Source organism: Streptomyces sp. NPDC053048, from assembly GCF_044547045.1.
Lineage (GTDB): Bacteria > Actinomycetota > Actinomycetes > Streptomycetales > Streptomycetaceae > Streptomyces.
On sequence record NZ_JBITZS010000007.1, the window covers coordinates 152,637 to 169,873 of the forward strand.

14 protein-coding genes are annotated in these 17,237 nt (G+C 73.0%); 1 reads left to right on the forward strand and 13 read right to left on the reverse strand.

Going from position 1 to position 17,237, the window contains the following annotated elements; all coding sequences use genetic code 11:
* Positions 1-138 precede the first annotated feature (138 nt).
* From topA to bldG, 6 genes are all read right to left on the reverse strand, one after another.
* On the reverse strand, positions 139-3,006 hold the full coding sequence (topA, locus tag ACIG36_RS19965; RefSeq protein WP_399929271.1) for a type I DNA topoisomerase: 2,868 nt from the start codon (positions 3,004-3,006) through the stop codon (positions 139-141).
* Positions 3,007-3,262: 256 nt separating this feature from the next.
* The gene (locus ACIG36_RS19970) at positions 3,263-4,792 is read right to left on the reverse strand and encodes a methyltransferase (protein ID WP_399929274.1); all 1,530 of its coding nucleotides are present in this window, start codon (positions 4,790-4,792) and stop codon (positions 3,263-3,265) included.
* Positions 4,793-4,890: 98 nt separating this feature from the next.
* On the reverse strand, positions 4,891-5,466 hold the full coding sequence (locus ACIG36_RS19975; protein WP_399929276.1) for a small secreted protein: 576 nt from the start codon (positions 5,464-5,466) through the stop codon (positions 4,891-4,893).
* A 258-nt stretch (positions 5,467-5,724) separates the two neighbouring features.
* Positions 5,725-8,115: a sodium-translocating pyrophosphatase gene (locus ACIG36_RS19980; RefSeq protein ID WP_399929279.1), complete on the reverse strand. Its 2,391-nt coding sequence runs from the start codon at positions 8,113-8,115 to the stop codon at positions 5,725-5,727.
* Between the two features lie 473 nt (positions 8,116-8,588).
* Positions 8,589-9,053 carry an ATP-binding protein gene (locus tag ACIG36_RS19985; protein ID WP_399929282.1) on the reverse strand — a complete coding sequence of 155 codons (465 nt, stop codon included), beginning with the start codon at positions 9,051-9,053 and terminating at the stop codon, positions 8,589-8,591.
* A gap of 162 nt (positions 9,054-9,215) precedes the next feature.
* Positions 9,216-9,557 (reverse strand): anti-sigma factor antagonist BldG, encoded by a 342-nt coding sequence (gene bldG / locus ACIG36_RS19990; RefSeq protein WP_030367299.1) that lies wholly within the window; start codon positions 9,555-9,557, stop codon positions 9,216-9,218.
* 54 nt (positions 9,558-9,611) lie between these two features.
* On the opposite strand from bldG, the gene ACIG36_RS19995 reads away from it, so the two are divergent.
* Positions 9,612-12,119, forward strand: coding sequence for a DEAD/DEAH box helicase (locus tag ACIG36_RS19995; protein ID WP_399929285.1), 2,508 nt, complete (start codon positions 9,612-9,614; stop codon positions 12,117-12,119).
* A 38-nt stretch (positions 12,120-12,157) separates the two neighbouring features.
* On the opposite strand, the gene ACIG36_RS20000 is transcribed toward ACIG36_RS19995, so the two are convergent.
* From ACIG36_RS20000 to ssd, 7 genes are all read right to left on the reverse strand, one after another.
* Complete coding sequence (locus ACIG36_RS20000; protein WP_399929287.1) at positions 12,158-12,490, reverse strand: Rv3654c family TadE-like protein; 333 nt, start codon at positions 12,488-12,490, stop codon at positions 12,158-12,160.
* Positions 12,491-12,497: 7 nt separating this feature from the next.
* Positions 12,498-12,863: a TadE family type IV pilus minor pilin gene (locus ACIG36_RS20005; RefSeq protein WP_399929290.1), complete on the reverse strand. Its 366-nt coding sequence runs from the start codon at positions 12,861-12,863 to the stop codon at positions 12,498-12,500.
* Positions 12,850-13,185 (reverse strand): DUF4244 domain-containing protein, encoded by a 336-nt coding sequence (locus tag ACIG36_RS20010; RefSeq protein WP_399929292.1) that lies wholly within the window; start codon positions 13,183-13,185, stop codon positions 12,850-12,852. The genes ACIG36_RS20005 and ACIG36_RS20010 overlap by 14 nt, the downstream gene beginning before the upstream one ends.
* A 78-nt stretch (positions 13,186-13,263) precedes the next feature.
* Positions 13,264-14,088: a type II secretion system F family protein gene (locus ACIG36_RS20015; RefSeq protein WP_399929294.1), complete on the reverse strand. Its 825-nt coding sequence runs from the start codon at positions 14,086-14,088 to the stop codon at positions 13,264-13,266.
* On the reverse strand, positions 14,085-14,999 hold the full coding sequence (locus tag ACIG36_RS20020) for a type II secretion system F family protein (RefSeq protein ID WP_399930080.1): 915 nt from the start codon (positions 14,997-14,999) through the stop codon (positions 14,085-14,087). Before ACIG36_RS20020 ends, ACIG36_RS20015 begins: the two co-directional genes overlap by 4 nt.
* Positions 15,000-15,007: 8 nt before the next feature.
* A complete protein-coding gene (locus ACIG36_RS20025; protein ID WP_399929297.1) occupies positions 15,008-16,165 on the reverse strand; it encodes a TadA family conjugal transfer-associated ATPase in 1,158 nt (385 codons plus the stop codon).
* Positions 16,162-17,235, reverse strand: coding sequence for a septum site-determining protein Ssd (ssd, locus tag ACIG36_RS20030; protein ID WP_399930083.1), 1,074 nt, complete (start codon positions 17,233-17,235; stop codon positions 16,162-16,164). Before ssd ends, ACIG36_RS20025 begins: the two co-directional genes overlap by 4 nt.
* Between the last annotated feature and the right edge of the window lie 2 nt (positions 17,236-17,237).

A 17,237-nucleotide genomic window follows, 5' to 3' on the forward strand; every position in this document is an offset into this window, starting at 1 on the left:
CTTGCTCCGAACGCGTGAACGAACATTCGTGCGGTCGAATACCTGTGAAAACGCGAAGGGGACGCACGAGGGGCGGTGAACCGGAAGATCCGGTTCACCGCCCCCTACGGGACCGCCCGTACAGGCCGGCCCGACGCCCTACTCGCCGTCCGCACCGTTCGCCGCCGCCGCGGCCGTCTTCTTCGCCGCCGTCGTCTTCTTGGCGGTGGCCTTCTTCGTCGCCGTCGTCTTCTTGGCGGCCGTCTTCTTCGCGGCGGTCTTCTTCGCCGGGGCCTTCTTGGCCGCCGCCGTCGTCTTCTTCGCCGTCGTCTTCTTCGCGGTCGTCTTCTTCGCGGCGGTCTTCTTCGCCGGCCCCTTGGCCCGCTTCTCCGCCAGCAGCTCGTAACCGCGCTCCGGCGTGATCGTCTCGACGTCGTCGTCGCGGCGCAGCGTCGCGTTCGTCTCGCCGTCGGTGACGTACGGGCCGAAGCGGCCGTCCTTGACCACGACCGGGCGCTCGCTGACCGGGTCGGTGCCCAGCTCCTTCAGCGGCGGCTTGGCCGCGGCGCGGCCGCGCTGCTTGGGCTGCGCGTAGATCGCGAGGGCTTCCTCCAGCGTGATGGTGAAGAGCTGGTCCTCGGTCTCCAGCGACCGCGAGTCCGTGCCCTTCTTCAGGTACGGGCCGTAGCGGCCGTTCTGGGCGGTGATCTCCACGCCCTCGGCGTCGGTGCCGACCACGCGCGGCAGCGACATCAGCCTGAGCGCGTCCTCCAGCGTCACCGTGTCGAGGGACATCGACTTGAAGAGCGAGGCCGTCCGCGGCTTGACCGCGTTCTTGCCCGTCTTCGGCGTGCCCTCGGGAAGGATCTCGGTGACGTACGGCCCGTAGCGGCCGTCCTTGGCGACGATCTGGTGGCCGGTGGCCGGGTCCTTGCCCAGCTCGAAGTCGCCGCTCGGCTTGGCCAGCAGCTCCTCCGCGTACTCCACCGTCAGCTCGTCCGGCGCCAGGTCGCCCGGCACGTCCGCGCGCTGGTGGCCCTCGGCGTCCTTCTCGCCGCGCTCCACGTACGGGCCGTAGCGGCCCACGCGCAGCACGATGCCCTCGCCGACGGGGAACGACGACACCTCGCGGGCGTCGATCGCGCCCAGGTCGGTGACGAGCTCCTTGAGGCCGCCGAGGTGGTCGCCGTCGCCGTTGCCCGCGTCGGCGGCGCCGCCCTCGGGCCCCTCGCCGAAGTAGAAGCGGCGCAGCCACGGCACGGCCTGGGCCTCGCCGCGGGCGATGCGGTCGAGGTCCTCCTCCATGGAGGCGGTGAAGTCGTAGTCGACGAGCCGGCCGAAGTGCTTCTCCAGCAGGTTGACCACGGCGAAGCTCAGGAAGGACGGGACGAGCGCCGTGCCCTTCTTGAAGACGTAGCCGCGGTCGAGGATCGTGCCGATGATCGACGCGTACGTCGACGGGCGGCCGATCTCGCGCTCCTCGAGCTCCTTGACCAGCGAGGCCTCGGTGTAGCGGGCCGGGGGCTTGGTGGCGTGACCGTCGGCGGTGATCTCCTCGGCCGTCAGCGCGTCGCCCTCGGCGACCTGCGGCAGCCGGCGCTCACGGTCGTCCAGCTCGGCGTTCGGGTCGTCGGCACCCTCGACGTAGGCCTTCATGAAGCCGTGGAAGGTGATGGTCTTGCCGGACGCGCTGAACTCCGCGTCCCGCCCGTCGGCCGAGCGGCCGCCGATGCGGACGGTGACCGAGTTGCCCGTCGCGTCCTTCATCTGGGAGGCGACGGTCCGCTTCCAGATCAGCTCGTAGAGCCGGAACTGGTCGCCGGTCAGACCGGTCTCGGCGGGAGTGCGGAAACGATCACCCGAAGGACGGATCGCCTCGTGCGCCTCCTGGGCGTTCTTGACCTTGCCCGCGTACGTGCGCGGCTTCTCCGGCAGGTAGTCGGCCCCGTAGAGCTGGGTGACCTGCGCACGGGCCGCGTTCACGGCCGTGTCGGACAGCGTCGTGGAGTCCGTACGCATATAGGTGATGAAGCCGTTCTCGTACAGCTTCTGCGCCACCTGCATGGTCGCCTTGGCACCGAAGCCCAGCTTGCGCGAGGCCTCCTGCTGCAGCGTGGTGGTACGGAACGGGGCGTACGGGGAGCGGCGGTACGGCTTGGACTCGACGGACCGCACGGCGAAGGACGCGTCGGCGAGCGCCGCGGCCAGCGCACGGGCGGCGGCCTCGTCCAGGTGCAGCACCTGGGCGCTGTCCTTGAGCGTGCCCGTCGAGCCGAAGTCTCGGCCCTGCGCGACGCGGCGGCCGTCGACCGAGGCCAGGCGCGCGGTCAGCGTGGCGGGGTCGCCGGCGTCACCCGTGCGGCCGGTGCCGAAGGTGCCCGTCAGGTCCCAGTACTCGGCGGAACGGAAGGCGATGCGCTCGCGCTCCCGCTCGACGACGAGACGGGTGGCCACGGACTGCACCCGGCCGGCGGACAGCCGGGGCATGACCTTCTTCCACAGGACCGGCGAGACCTCGTAGCCGTAGAGGCGGTCGAGGATGCGGCGGGTCTCCTGGGCGTCGACGAGCTTCTTGTTCAGCTCGCGCGGGCTGGCGACGGCCGCCTGGATCGCGTCCTTGGTGATCTCGTGGAAGACCATCCGGCGGACCGGGACCTTGGGCTTGAGCACTTCCTGCAGGTGCCAGGCGATGGCCTCGCCCTCGCGGTCCTCATCGGTGGCGAGGAAGAGCTCGTCGGAGTCGGCCAGCAGCTCCTTGAGCTTCTTGACCTGGTCCTTCTTGTCGGCGTTGACGACGTAGATCGGCTGGAAGTCCGCCTCGACGTTCACGCCGAGCCGGGCCCAGGACTCGCCCTTGTACTTGGCCGGGACCTCGGCGGCCCCGTTCGGCAGGTCACGGATGTGCCCGACGCTCGCCTCGACGACGTATCCGGGGCCGAGGTAGCCCTTGATCGTCTTCGCCTTGGCAGGCGACTCGACGATGACGAGTCGGCGGCCGCCCTGTGCGGTCTCGCTGGTCGGGGACAACTTCGCTCTTCTTCCGGTCGGCACTCGGTGTGGGCGTTATCGGTGTGGGCGTTACGTGACGCTGCGGAGTGTGACGGTACATCCCGCCCCCGTGTCAAACGGAAAAAGCCCGCAACGCCACTCGAACGGTAACCCGACAAGCGTCCTGTCTGCCGCCCGGACCGTCACACCACCGCCAGGAAGCCGGTCAGGGCGCGGCAGGATCGGGGGAAGGAGAAAAGTGACGAGAACACGACCCCTCCTTCCCCCCTTCTCGTCAGTCGGCCACCGGCGTGATGAACCCCTGCTCCACCAGCATCCGGATGGCCTCCGGCGTACGGTCGCGCAGGAGCACCGGGTCCTCGCCCATCAGCTGGGCGATCGCGTCGAGGATCCGGCCCGCGCTGAGAGAGCCGTCACACACGCCCGCGAAGCCGGCGCCGACGGTGTCGACCTTGGTGGCCCGGCGCATGCCCCGGTTCTGGCGCAGCACCACGTGCTCGGGGTCCTCGGCGCCCGGCAGCCCGACCTGCTCCTGCACGACCTCGGGCGCCAGCCGGTAGCGCGCGGCCAGCAGCCCGGCGTCGTCGTGGCCGCGCAGGAAGTCCTGCCGCTCGAAATGCGCCCGTACGGTCGCGCCCAGCGGCTGCTCCACGGGGTGCGGCCACTCTTCGGCGATCACGGAGGGCCGGTCGGAACCCGTTCTGCGCAGCGTGATCCAGCCAAATCCGACGGCCTTCGTCCCGCGGGCCTCGAATTCCTCCAGCCAGGCGTCGTAGCGGGAGGCGTACTCCGCCGGGTCGGTGCGGTGGTCGCCGGCGTCGCGCAGCCACAGCTCGGCGTACTGCGCGATGTCCTGCACCTCGCGCTGGACGATCCAGGCGTCGCAGCCGCGCGGCACCCAGGCCGCCAGCCGCTCGCGCCAGTCCTCGCCCGCCACGTGCTGCCAGTTGGCCAGCAGCTGGCAGTAGCCGCCGTCGTTGAGCCGCTCGGCCGCCTGGCCCACCAGCGTGCGGCACAGGTCGTCGCCGCCCATGCCGCCGTCGCGGTAGGTCAGCCGGGCGCCGGGGGAGATGACGAAGGGCGGGTTGGAGACGATCAGGTCGAAGGTCTCCCGGGCCACCGGCTCGAAGAGCGAACCCTGGCGCAGGTCGGCCTCCGGTGCGCCGGACAGTGCGAGCGTGAGCCGCGCGATGTGCAGTGCGCGCGGGTTGAGGTCGGTGGCGGTGACCCGGGTGGCGTGCTGGGCGGCGTGCAGGGCCTGGATGCCGGATCCGGTGCCGAGGTCGAGGGCGCTCGCCACGGGCGTGCGGACCGTGATCCCGGCGAGCGTGGTGGACGCGCCACCCACGCCGAGCACCAGCTCCGAGCGGTCGACGCCGCCGGGACCTGCGCCGATCCCGCCCGCGCCGCCGACGGCGCAGCCCAGGTCGGAGACGATCCACCAGTCCTGGCCCTCGGGGCCGCCGTACGGGCGTACGTCCACGCTGGCCCGCACCAGGTTGCCGTCGGCTGCGTCCGGGACCAGCCAGCCGTCCGCGAGGCAGTCCTCCACCGGCAGCGCCGCGGCGGCCCGCGCGCGGGCCACGGGCCGCTGCAGCAGGAAGAGCCGGGTCAGGGTCTCGAGCGGGCCGTCGCCGCGCGTGGCGCGCAGGGCGGGGACGGTCTCGCTGCGGGCCAGCGCCGCGTAGGCGGAGGCGCCGAGCATCTCGAGGAGGCCGTCGGCGGTGAACGCGGCGGCCAGCAGGGCGTCGCGCAGCCGGGCGGTGCGGGCGGGGTCGGCGGCGGGGAGGTGCGTCGTACTCACCCGGCCATTGTCGGGTGCCGCGCCGGCAAATGGCGAAAGCCCGGCGCGGCGCCCGGTGGGCGCGGCGCCGGGCGGAGCCAACTACAGGCGGGCCCGGGTCACTTCTTGGTCGGCGTGGGCGTGACCGAGGACTTCTGGCAGCCCGGCTGCTTGGCCATCGCCTTGCCGACGTCACCGGACTGCAGCTTCTTGAGCGCGTCGTCGCTCTTGCTGCTGAGCTTGCCGATGTCGCCGGCGATGCCCTTGAGGCCCTCGGCGAACTTGGCCTTGTCCTTGGTGTCCAGGGCGTCCATGCGCTTCTTCAGCCCGGCGTAGGCGCCGGAGAGGTCGTTGAGCGCCTTGACCGCGTTCTTCTGGCTGGTCTCGCCGTCCTTGACGGGCGGGGCGCCCGCGCGGTCGACGGAGGTGGCCAGCGCCTTGTAGGCGTCCGCGTTGGCCTGGAAGGCCGTCGAGTCGGTCTGCTGGATCTTCTTCGAGTCCTCCTCGTTCTGGACGTCGGCGATCGAGGCGTTGGCCTCCTGGATCTTCTTCACCTGAGGCTGCATCTGGTCGCAGACGCTCTTGGCCCAGTCGTCGAGCTTCTTCTTGCTGTCGTCGTCGCCACCGCCGCAGCCCGTCAGCGCCAGGACAAGTGCCGCCCCGCCGGACAGAGCAGCCACAAGCTTCTTGTTCACCGGATTGGTCCCTTCAATGGCTCTCGGCCCCGGAACTTACACGTCCAGGCGGCAGGGGCCAGGAGCCAAGCACACCATACGTCCGCTTTTAGAGCCGTTTGCACCAAGCTTGGCGTGGCATTCGCCGCACCTGACGACCGGTTCCGAAGGCTCCGAAGCAGACGGGAAGCGGACGTACGGTGCACCACGGCCGACCGCGCGCGAACGGTATGTGCGACCGTTCGCGCGCGGCCGGTCCGCCGTCCGGCTGAGCCGCCGTCAGGACACCACCGCCGGGTCGGCGGGCCGCGCCGCCGCCTCGGCGTCGTCGCCGTCGTCCACGGCCACCCCGCGCCGCTTGGAGACGTAGACCGCGCCCACGATGACCACGATCGCCAGCACCGCCACCGCGATCCGCAGCCCCCTGTTGGCGTCCGCCCCGTACGAGAACTTCACCACGGCGGGCGCGATCAGCAGCGCCACCAGGTTCATCACCTTCAGCAGCGGGTTGATCGCCGGACCGGCCGTGTCCTTGAACGGGTCGCCCACCGTGTCACCGATGACCGTCGCCGCGTGCGCCTCGCTGCCCTTGCCGCCGTGATGGCCGTCCTCGACCAGCTTCTTGGCGTTGTCCCAGGCGCCACCGGAGTTGGCGAGGAAGACGGCCATCAGCGTGCCGGTGCCGATCGCCCCGGCCAGGTACGAGCCGAGCGCGCCGACCCCGAGCGAGAAGCCGACGGCGATGGGCGCCATGACGGCCAGCAGGCCGGGCGTGGCCAGTTCGCGCAGCGCGTCCTTGGTGCAGATGTCCACCACCCGCCCGTACTCCGGCTTCTCGCTGTAATCCATGATCCCGGGGTGCTCGCGGAACTGCCGCCGCACCTCGTAGACCACCGCGCCCGCCGACCGCGACACCGCGTTGATCGCCAGCCCCGAGAAGAGGAAGACCACGGCCGCTCCCAGCACCAGCCCGACAAGGTTGTTGGGCTGCGATATGTCCAGACTCAGGCCCATCTCCCCGGCCTTGGCCCCGACGTCGGCGACGGCCGTGGCGATCGCGTCCCGGTACGAACCGAACAGCGCGGACGCGGCCAGCACGGCCGTGGCGATGGCGATGCCCTTGGTGATCGCCTTGGTGGTGTTGCCCACGGCGTCGAGGTCGGTCAGCACCCGCGCGCCGGCGCCCTCGACGTCGCCGGACATCTCGGCGATGCCCTGCGCGTTGTCGGAGACCGGGCCGAAGGTGTCCATCGCGACGATCACGCCGACGGTGGTCAGCAGTCCCGTACCGGCGAGCGCGACGGCGAACAGCGCCAGCATGATCGACGTGCCGCCCAGCAGGAACGCCCCGTACACGCTCAGCGCGATCAGCACCGCCGAGTACACCGCGGACTCCAGGCCGATGGAGATGCCGGAGAGGACGACCGTCGCCGGACCGGTCAGGGAGGTCTTGCCGATGTCGCGCACCGGCCTGCGGTTGGTCTCGGTGAAGTAGCCGGTGAGCTGCTGGATGAGCGCGGCGAGAACGATGCCGATCGCCACCGCCACGAGCGCGAGAACGCGCGGGTCACCGCTGTGGGCACTGATCGCCGCGTCGCCGATGCCCTTCAAGTCCGCGTAGGTGGACGGCAGATACACGTACACCGCCACGGCCACCAGGACCAGGGAGACGACGGCCGAGATGAAGAAGCCCCGGTTGATCGCGGTCATCCCGCCGCGGTCGTTGCGGCGCGGCGCGACGGCGAAGATCCCGATCATCGCGGTGAGCACGCCGATGGCGGGAACCAGCAGCGGGAAGGCCAGACCGGCGTCGCCGAAGGCGGCCTTGCCGAGGATCAGGGCGGCGACCAGCGTCACGGCGTACGACTCGAAGAGGTCGGCCGCCATGCCCGCGCAGTCACCGACGTTGTCGCCCACGTTGTCCGCGATGGTGGCGGCGTTGCGCGGGTCGTCCTCGGGAATGCCCTGCTCGACCTTGCCGACCAGGTCGGCGCCCACGTCCGCGGCCTTGGTGAAGATGCCGCCGCCGACCCTCATGAACATCGCCAGCAGCGCCGCCCCGAAGCCGAAGCCCTCCAGCACCTTGGGCGCGTCGGCCGCGTACACGAGCACGACGCAGGAGGCGCCCAGCAGGCCCAGGCCGACGGTGAACATCCCGACGACGCCACCCGTCCGGAAGGCGATCTTCATGGCCCGGTGCGCCACGGCCGTCAGGTCCTTCTCCGGCTCGCCCTCGGCCGGGGTGGCCTCCCGCGCGGCCGCCGCGACGCGCACATTGCTGCGCACCGCCAGCCACATGCCGATGTAGCCGGTCGCCGCCGAGAAGAGCGCGCCGATCAGGAAGAAGAGCGAACGACCGATGCGCTGCGACCAGTTGTCGGCCGGAAGCAGCATGAGCAGAAAGAACACGATCACGGCGAAGATGCCGAGGGTGCGCAACTGCCGGGCGAGATAGGCGTTCGCGCCTTCCTGCACCGCCGCGGCGATTCTCTTCATGCTGTCGGTACCCTCGCCTGCCGAGAGCACCTGTCGCACCAGCACCACGGCCACCACGAGCGCGGCGATCGCGACCGCCGCGATCACCATCACCAGGGTGCGATTGCCGTCGGTCAGCTCGACCGCGAGCGACTGAGTGAAGTCCACCTGTCGAGGGGTAAGGGGCCCCGCCATTCGTCCTCCCTGACGTTTGGCACATGGGCGCGCAGCCGTACCGCGGCACAGGGGCAACCACGACAACAGCCGCCACGCTCAGGCGTCCTGAGCTCAAGATGGACGGATTGTAGGGAGCATGGCGAGATCAAAACAGAGCACGGGAAACGGAATGAGCCTGTGCATGTAAGGACCCGGTGTCGGAAGCGGAGACGATCCGCCGACGATCCGGCCGCCGGGTGAAGATCGGTCGGGGACGGTCGGAGATCGGCCGGAGACCGGTCCGGGATCCGTCATCGCCCGGAGATCCGGGGCCCCTGTTCCGGCCCGGGGGCGGCGGGGGAAACACTCGTTTACGACGCCTGCGGCCCGCCCGCTACAGCAGAAGGAGCCTCCGGCCTACGGGAACGCGACCGGCCGGACGGGCACCACGGCAGCACGCGGCACTACGACGACACGCGGTACTACGCAACGCGGTACTACGCAACGCGGCGCTACGGCACCGACGGCGCGGTGGTCGTGGGCCAGCTCATCCGGATCAGGCCGCCGCTCTCGCCCGCCGTCACCTCGACGTCGTCGACCAGACCGCTGATCACGGCCAGGCCCATGTCGTCCTCGCTGTCCCCACCCGCCTCGTCCACCCCACGCGACGGGCCGGCGGCCCCGGACGCGGCGGAACCGGCCGTGGCCAACGCCACGGTGGTGGCCCGGGGGGCGTCGTCGGCGACCTCGATGGAGAACTTCTTCTCGTCCTCGGTCAGCACGACCCGCACCGGGCTGGAGATCCCCTGACTGACGTGCAGACCCACCGCCCGCGAACACGCCTCACCGACGGCCAGCCGGACCTCGTCCAGCACGGCCTCGTCGACCCCGGCCCGGCGCGCCACCGCGGCCGCCACGAGCCTGGCCGTCCGGACGTGCTCGGGAAGGGCACTGAAGAGAAGTTCGACGGTGGCCATGCCATCCCCCTCGGTGGAACGTGCCCTCTGTCCCTCTTCAGGCAAGAGGGCGAACTCGCAGAGGGGCCGGACCCTGCACGGCCCATGACCCCCCGGCGCGGCTATGTCGCCGGGCGCCCGCCACCGGCCGGTACGCCGGCCGCCGACCGCGCCCGACCGGTGTCAGTCGGTCGCCTGCACCGCGTCCTCGACCGAGGTGTGGATCGGGAACACCTTGGTCAGGCCGGTGATACGGAAAATCTTGAGAATGCGCTCCTGGTTGCAGACCAGCCGCAGCGAGCCCTCGTGGGCACGCACCCGCTTCAGCCCGCCGACCAGAACGCCGAGCCCGGTGGAGTCGAGGAAGTCGACGCCCTCCATGTCCACGACGAGGTGATAGCTGCCGTCGTTGACAAGCTCGACCAGCTGCTCACGCAGCTTGGGCGCGGTGTACACATCAATCTCGCCACCGACCCGGACAACCGTACGGTCGCCTACGGTCTCGGTCGACAGGGACAGGTCCACGGATCCTCCAGCACCTTGCATCGAGCGGTCGCCCCCCATGGATCGGCAGCCGCGATGGCATTCAATCACTTACCGGCAGGCGTGCACGACGCCTTGGCGCCATTGTCCGTCACTCCGGTGACACACTCGGTGTCGATGGCCAACGATCAACTCCCGCCGGAGGCGGGCGTACATCCCGCTCCCCGGACGGTCCTCGACCGACTGACCGCCGGGCCGAGCCGGGCTGCACGCATCACTCATACGGAGCACTTGCCCCCGCGTCCCGGACGTCATGCCCCCTGGCCCGAGAAGATCCGGCCGGAAGTGATCGACGCCATCCGGGCCGCCGGAATCGAGCGGCCCTGGGCCCACCAGGCGCGCACCGCCGAGCACGCGCTGCGCGGCGAGTCCGTGGTGGTGGCCACCGGCACCGCCTCCGGTAAGTCCCTCGCCTACCTCGCCCCGGTGCTCAGCACCCTCCTGGACGGCTCCGAGGCCCCCAACGGCCGCGGCACCACCGCCCTCTACCTGGCCCCCACCAAGGCCCTGGCCGCCGACCAGCGCCGCGCCGTGCGCGCCCTGGCCGAACCCCTGGGCAAGGGCGTCCGCCCCGCCGTCTACGACGGCGACACACCCGTCGAGGAACGCGAGTGGGTACGGCAGTACGCCAACTACGCGCTGACCAATCCGGACATGCTCCACCGCTCGATCCTGCCCGCCCACCCCCGATGGGCCTCCTTCCTGCGCGCCCTGCGCTACGTCGTCGTCGACGAGTGCCACACCTACCGCGGCGTCTTCGGCTCGCACGTCGCCCAGGTGCTGCGCCGGCTGCGGCGCGTCTGCGCCCGCTACGGCTCCGACCCCGTCTTCCTCCTCGCCTCCGCCACCGCCTCCGACCCCACCACCGCCGCGAGCCGCCTCACCGGCCTGCCGGTCACCGGCGTCACCGACGACGCCTCACCGCGCGGCGAGCTCGTCTTCGCCCTCTGGGAGCCCCCGCTCACCGAGCTGCACGGCGAACGCGGCGCCCCCGTCCGCCGCACCGCCACCGCCGAGACCGCGGACCTCCTCACCGACCTCGCCGTCCAGGGCGTCCGCACCGTCGCCTTCGTCCGCTCCCGGCGCGGCGCCGAACTGGTCGCCCTGATCGCCCAGGAACGCCTGGCCGCCGTCGACCGCTCCCTCCCCTCCCGCGTCGCCGCCTACCGCGGCGGCTACCTCCCCGAGGAGCGCCGCGCCCTCGAGCGCTCCCTGCACACCGGCGAGCTGCTGGGCCTCGCCGCCACCTCCGCCCTCGAGCTCGGCGTCGACGTCGCCGGACTCGACGCCGTCCTCCTCTCCGGCTACCCCGGCACCCGCGCCTCCCTGTGGCAGCAGGCCGGCCGCGCGGGCCGCACGGGCCGGGGCGCCCTCGCCGTCCTCGTCGCCCGGGACGACCCCCTGGACACCTACCTCGTCCACCACCCCGAGGCGCTGTTCCGGCAGCCCGTCGAGTCCACCGTCCTCGACCCGGACAACCCCTACGTCCTCGCCCCCCATCTGTGCGCCGCGGCCGAGGAACTGCCGCTCACCGAGTCCGACCTGTCGCTGTTCGGCCCCGAGGCCATGGTCGTCATCTCCCAGCTCGAGGCCCGCAAGCTCCTCCGCCGCCGGGCCTCCGCCTGGCACTGGACCCGCCGCGAGCGCGCCGCCGACCTCGCCGACATCCGCGGCGCGGGCGGCCGGCCCGTCCAGGTGGTGGAGGAGGGCACCGGCCGGCTGCTGGGCACCGTGGACGCGGGCGCCGCCCACAGCACCGTCCACGAAGGCGCCGTCCACCTCCACCAGGGCCGCACCTACCTCGTGCGCCACCTCGACCTGGACGAGGCCGTCGCCCTGGTCGAGCAGGCCGACCCGCCCTACTCGACGACCGCCCGCGACACCACCGCCGTCTCCGTCCTGGAGACCACCACCGAGGTCCCCTGGGGCGACGCCAGGCTGTGCTTCGGCTCCGTCGAGGTCACCAACCAGGTCGTCTCCTTCCTCCGCCGCAAACTCATCACCGGCGAGGTCCTCGGCGAGACCAAGCTCGACCTGCCGCCCCGCACCCTGCGCACCCGCGCCGTGTGGTGGACGGTCACCGAGGACCAGCTCGACGCCGCCCGCATCACCCCCGAAGCCCTCGGGGGGGCCCTGCACGCCGCCGAACACGCCTCCATCGGCATGCTCCCCCTCTTCGCCACCTGCGACCGCTGGGACATCGGCGGTGTCTCCGTGCCCCTCCATCCCGACACCCTGCTGCCGACCGTCTTCGTCTACGACGGCCAGCCCGGCGGCGCCGGCTTCGCCGAGCGCGCCTTCCACACCGCAGCCAGCTGGCTCGGCGCCACCCGCGAGGCCATCGCCGCCTGCGAGTGCGACACCGGCTGCCCTTCCTGCATCCAGTCCCCCAAGTGCGGCAACGGCAACGACCCCCTCGACAAGAAGGCCGCCATCCGCCTCCTCACCCACCTCCTGGCCGGCGCCCCGGCCCCCGAGGAACCGACGGACCCGGAGCCGGGTGCGGAGGCGGGGGCAGGGTCCGGGGCGGGACCGGGCGCCTAGAGGCCGTCCGTCACCTGAGGAGACGCTCCCGGGCGGGCTCATCCAGCCCCGCCGGGAACGGCCGCCGCCGGCCCCGCACGGGACCGCACCCGGACCGTGTAGGGCCCGGCCCGTGCCTCCGCCGCCACTTCCGCGAACTCACCCCTCACCTCGCATCGCACCACCCTCGCTCCCTGGGCCACGGCGACCTCGCGGGCGAGGCGGCACGCCTCCCCCGGGCCGGAGAGGGCATGGTCGGCGGCCGCCAGCACCGCCAGGTCCGCCGCGCCGCCCGCCCGGTGGCGGGCCGCCACGGCCTGGCCCATGGCCAGGACCGCGGCGAACACCGCGCAGAACGCCGTCGCGACGACCGCCACCCACAGCGCCGCCATGCCTCCGTCACCCCACCGTCTCCTCCGCAAGAGCCACCGCCTCTCCCCGCAGCGGCACCGCCAGCGGCCCCGGGCCGGCCGCCACGGCCTCGACCCGGACCCGCACCAGATCCCCCTCGCGGGCCAGCCCGATCCTGGCCCCGCGTGGAGCCGCCGACCTGGCCGCGGAGACGGCCACCTCCGGCGGATCCGAACGGGCCGCCGCCCGCGCCCCGGCCCTGGCCGCGTCCACACACTGGATCTGCGCGGCCGCGGCCATCACCCCCCAGAGCATGGCCAGAGTCAGGAACACCAGCGTCGGCAGCACCACCGCGGCCTCGGCGGTCACATAGCCGCCGTCAGCGGTCGGGCCACCGCCGTCAGAACGTCGCATGGAGCGCCTTCACGATCAGCTGCTGCAGCGCCGCGTTCACGGGCCCGCTGGTGACCACCTTGTAGAGCACCGCCGCCAGCGCGCACGCCGCGAGTGTCCCCACGGCGTACTCCGCGGTCGTCATTCCCGCCTCACCGGCCGCCCTGATCCGGCCCCCGCGCCGCGACCACCACCCCACGAAGCCGGCTGCCGTCCTCGTCACCGCCGTCCTGGCCACCGCCGTCCTGGCCACCGCCGTCCTGGCCACCGCCGTCGTGACCATCGTGGCCGTCGTGGCCGGTGTCGCCACTGTTGCCGCCCCTGTCGCTGTCGTCGCAGTCATGACCGATCCCCCTTCTGTCACGCGGGCGTCGCCGCCTCGCGCGCCGTCAATTTCCTCGCACTGCCGCCGAACCGGCCCTCACTGGCCTCGCGTCAGCCCACTGGCCAGTCCGATGACCACCGGGACCACCCCGACCGTCAGGAACGCGGGCAGGAAGCACAGACCCAGCGGGGCCGTCGCCAGGACTCCCGCCCGGCGGGCCCGTATCCCCGCCGCCCGCGCCTGTGCGGCACGCAACCGGCTCGCCAGCCGCGCCATGGGCTCCACCGCCGGAACGCCCGTCACCTGAGCCCGTTCCAGGCAGCGCGCCGTGCCCTCCGCCCCGGGAAGCCCGCCGAGCCGCCCCCATGCCGTGGCCGGCTCGGCGCCGAGCCGGACTTCCGCCGCGGCCTGCGCCAGCCCTTCCCCCACCGGGCCGCCCAGCGAGCCGCCGACCGCCTCCGCCGCCTCCCGCGGCCCGGCACCGGCGGCGAGACAGGCGGCCAGGAGATCCGCCGCGAGCGGCAGTTGCCGCTCCACCTCGTCGGCCGAGACCTCGACTCCGGCCCGCTCCGCCTTCCGGCGCCACCACCGGATGCCGTACGCGGCGACGAGCCCCGCCACGCAGCCCGTGGTTCCCGCGGCGAAGCCGACCAGAACGAGTCCGGTCACCCCCACCACACCGACGGCCGCCCGCCTGGCGCCCGGCGACAGAGCAAGCCATCGCTTCCGCAACCGGTTCGCCGTGTCCTGCTCGGCCGCCGGGCCCGCTGATCCCGCCGCCGCCCGCCGGTCGAACAGTGACGCCGAGCGACGGCGCACCGTTCTCCTCCTGCGGGCCCCGCCTCCGATGCCCACTGTCGCCACCGCCGCCACGACGGCGAGAACCGCCGCCCACAGGCTGTGGACAACCTCCGCGCTCACTTCCGCCCCCTTCCCGGGCCCTCGGCGGCCCGCACGATCCGCTGTGTCCAGGCGATCCCCGCGCACTCGAGCAGCCCGCCGAGGACGAGACAGCCGAGCCCGGCCAGGGTGTGCAGCAGCACACGCAGCGGCTGCGCCCCAAGCGCGCCGCCCATCAGCAGGGCGAGCACCGGCAGCAGGGCGAGCATCACGGCGGTGGACCTGGTGCCGGCGAGCTGCGCCCGCAGTTCCTCTCGTTGGTCGCGCTCGGCTCCCAGGGCGGCCGCCACCCGTTCCAGCCCGGCGGCCAGCCCCGCTCCCCCGTCGACCGCGACCCGCCAGCACGCGGCGACTCCATTGAGCCCCTCGGCCCCTGGCTGCAGACCCGCCGTCCGCAACGCCCCCGGCACGTCTCCCCCGAACCGGGCGGCCGCCGGGACCGCCGGCCAGCCCGGCCCCAGATCCGTTCCGGTCAACGCCGCGACCGCCTCACCGGGTTGTCGCCCCGCTCTCAGTTCGCCCGCGACCGTGCCGCACATGTCGATGACGGCGGCCTCCCGACGCTCCTGTTCGGCTTCCCGCCTCCGTGCCGCCAGCCACCGCCGTACGAGCGGCACGGCCAGCACCCCGGCGACGAACGGCAGCGGCGACGCGCCCAGCAGCGCGACCGCACAGCCGAGCGGCAGGCACACCAGCTCACGTCGCTCGCTTCCCGCCCGCCGCAGCCACGCTGCCCACTGCCCGAACCACGCCGGCGGCAAAGGTCCCCCGCCGCCACCGGACCCACCGCCACCGGCTGCGGCACCCCCGGCGAGCAGCAATCTGGCCCGCCGCAGCTGCACTCGTGGGCGCGCCGAGAGCCCCACCGCCGCCGCGGCGTACAGCAGCAACGCCACGCACCACGGCACGACCTGCGACACCGGCGCGGGCATCCAGCCGTTCACGACACACCCCTGCCGCGCCGGCACAGCGACACCAGCCGCCCCCATCCGGGCGCTTGCTCGAAGCCGTCCGCGCCCCAGACGGCGGCCGGTACGGTCGTCACGAACCCCGCGCGATCGCGATCCAGCACATGCACCTCCGCGATCCGTCGCCGGCCGCCGTGGTCCCGTACGAGATGGATCACCACCGACAGGGCGGCGGCCAGCTGGCTGTGCAGCGCGGCCCGGTCGAGCCCCGCGGTCGACCCCAGCGCCTCCAACCGGGCCGGGACATCGGCTGCCGCGTTGGCGTGGACCGTGCCGCAACCACCCTCGTGGCCGGTGTTGAGCGCGGCCAGAAGATCGGTCACTTCCGCGCCCCGGACCTCGCCGACCACGAGCCGGTCCGGCCTCATCCGCAGGGCCTGGCGCACCAAGTCCCGCAGGGTGACCAGGCCGGTGCCCTCCTGGTTCGCCGGCCGGGTCTCCAGGCGCACGACATGCGGATGGTCCGGGCGGAGCTCCGCCGAATCCTCGGCGAGCACGATCCGTTCGTCCGGTGCGACCAACCCCAGCAGGCTGGACAGCAGCGTGGTCTTGCCCGATCCCGTGCCCCCGCTGACGAGGAACGACAGCCGGGCTTCAAGGACGGCCCGCAGCAGCCGCTGGCCTCCGACGGGGACGGTGCCCGCGGCCACCAGCTCCTCCAACGCGAAGGCACAGGGCCGCACCACGCGCAGGGAGAGACAGGTCGAGCCGACGGCCACCGGCGGCAGCACCGCGTGCAGGCGCGTACCGTCCGGCAGACGGGCGTCCACCCACGGCCGGGCGTCGTCCAGCCGCCGCCCGGCGATCGCGGCGAGCCGCTGCGCGAGTCTGCGCACCGCCGCAGGATCGGGGAAGGACACCTCCGTGCGTTCCAGGCCCGCCCCGCGGTCGACCCACACCTGGTCGGGCGCGGTGACCAGGACGTCGGTGACGTCGGGCTCGGCCAGCAGCGGTTCCAGCGGGCCGGTGCCGACCAGCTCGGACCGCAGCCGGGCCGCGACACCCAGGACTTCGGTGTCGCCCAGCAGCCGGCCCTCCGAGCGCAGGGCCTCCGCGACCCGCGCGGGAGTGGGCTCGGCCCCGCTCTCGGCCAGCCGCAGCCGTACCGCGTCCAGCAGCGCGCCGCTCATACCGGCATCCCCCCGGTCCCGGCGAGCGCCCGCCCCCAGAACTCGGCGCTGAAGCGGGCCAGCGGCCCCCGCTCACCGCCGCCCGGCGGGCGGCCGGCGTTCAGAGCCTCCGGAAGGCCGGGCTCCGGGTCCAGTTCCCCCGCCAGCGGCAGCCCCAGCAGCCGCGCGACCTCCTGGCCATCGAACCCCGGCCCGAACGGGCCGCGCACCACCGCGCGCAGATCGCCCAGCATCATGCCCACCACGGAGGCGACCCGGTGCGCCGCCGCGACGGCCCGCAATTCGGCGGGCACCACCAGCAGCCCCATGTCGAGCTGCCCGAGGGCTTCCAGTGCTGTCTCGTCCAGCCTGCGCGGCAGGTCGACGACCACCACTCCGCCGCGTCTGCGAGCGGCGGCGAGGACCGCCCGCATCGCATCGGGCGGTACGGCCGTGCACTCACCCCGGTCCCAGCTCAGGACGCGCAGGGAGTACAGCTCGGGAAGGGCCTCCTCCAGCGCCCGGCCGGCCACGCGGCCCCGTGAATCGGCGAAGGCGGGCCACCGCAGCCCCTCGGCCCTCTCGCCGCCGAGCAGCACATCGAGGCCGCCGCCCAACGGGTCGCCGTCGATCAGCATGGTTTGCCGGCCGCCCCGTGCCGCGCCGACCGCCAGCGCGCAGGCCAGCGTGCTCGCCCCCGCACCGCCCCGGCCCCCGATCACCCCGACCGTGACCGCGGGCCGCCCCATGCCCTCGACGGCATCGGCGATGCGGTCGACCAGCCAGCTCTCCCCGTCTGGCAGCAACGCCACGTTCTGGGCGCCGACGCCCACGGCCCGCTGCCATACGCCGGAGTCGTCGTGATCGCGGCCGACGAGGACCACGCCCTCCCTGCGCGCGACGCCGCTGAGCCGCATGGCGCAGTCGTCGCCCACCAGAACCAGCCGGGCGTTCTCCCAGCCCCCTCTGCGCGGGGCCGCCCCATGGGCGACCTCGGGCACGGCGCCCGCCGCCGCGCACAACCGCAGCAGATCGTCGAGCAGCCCCTCGTCCTCCGTGACGATCAGCGGCCCGCCCTGCCGCACGTCCATGG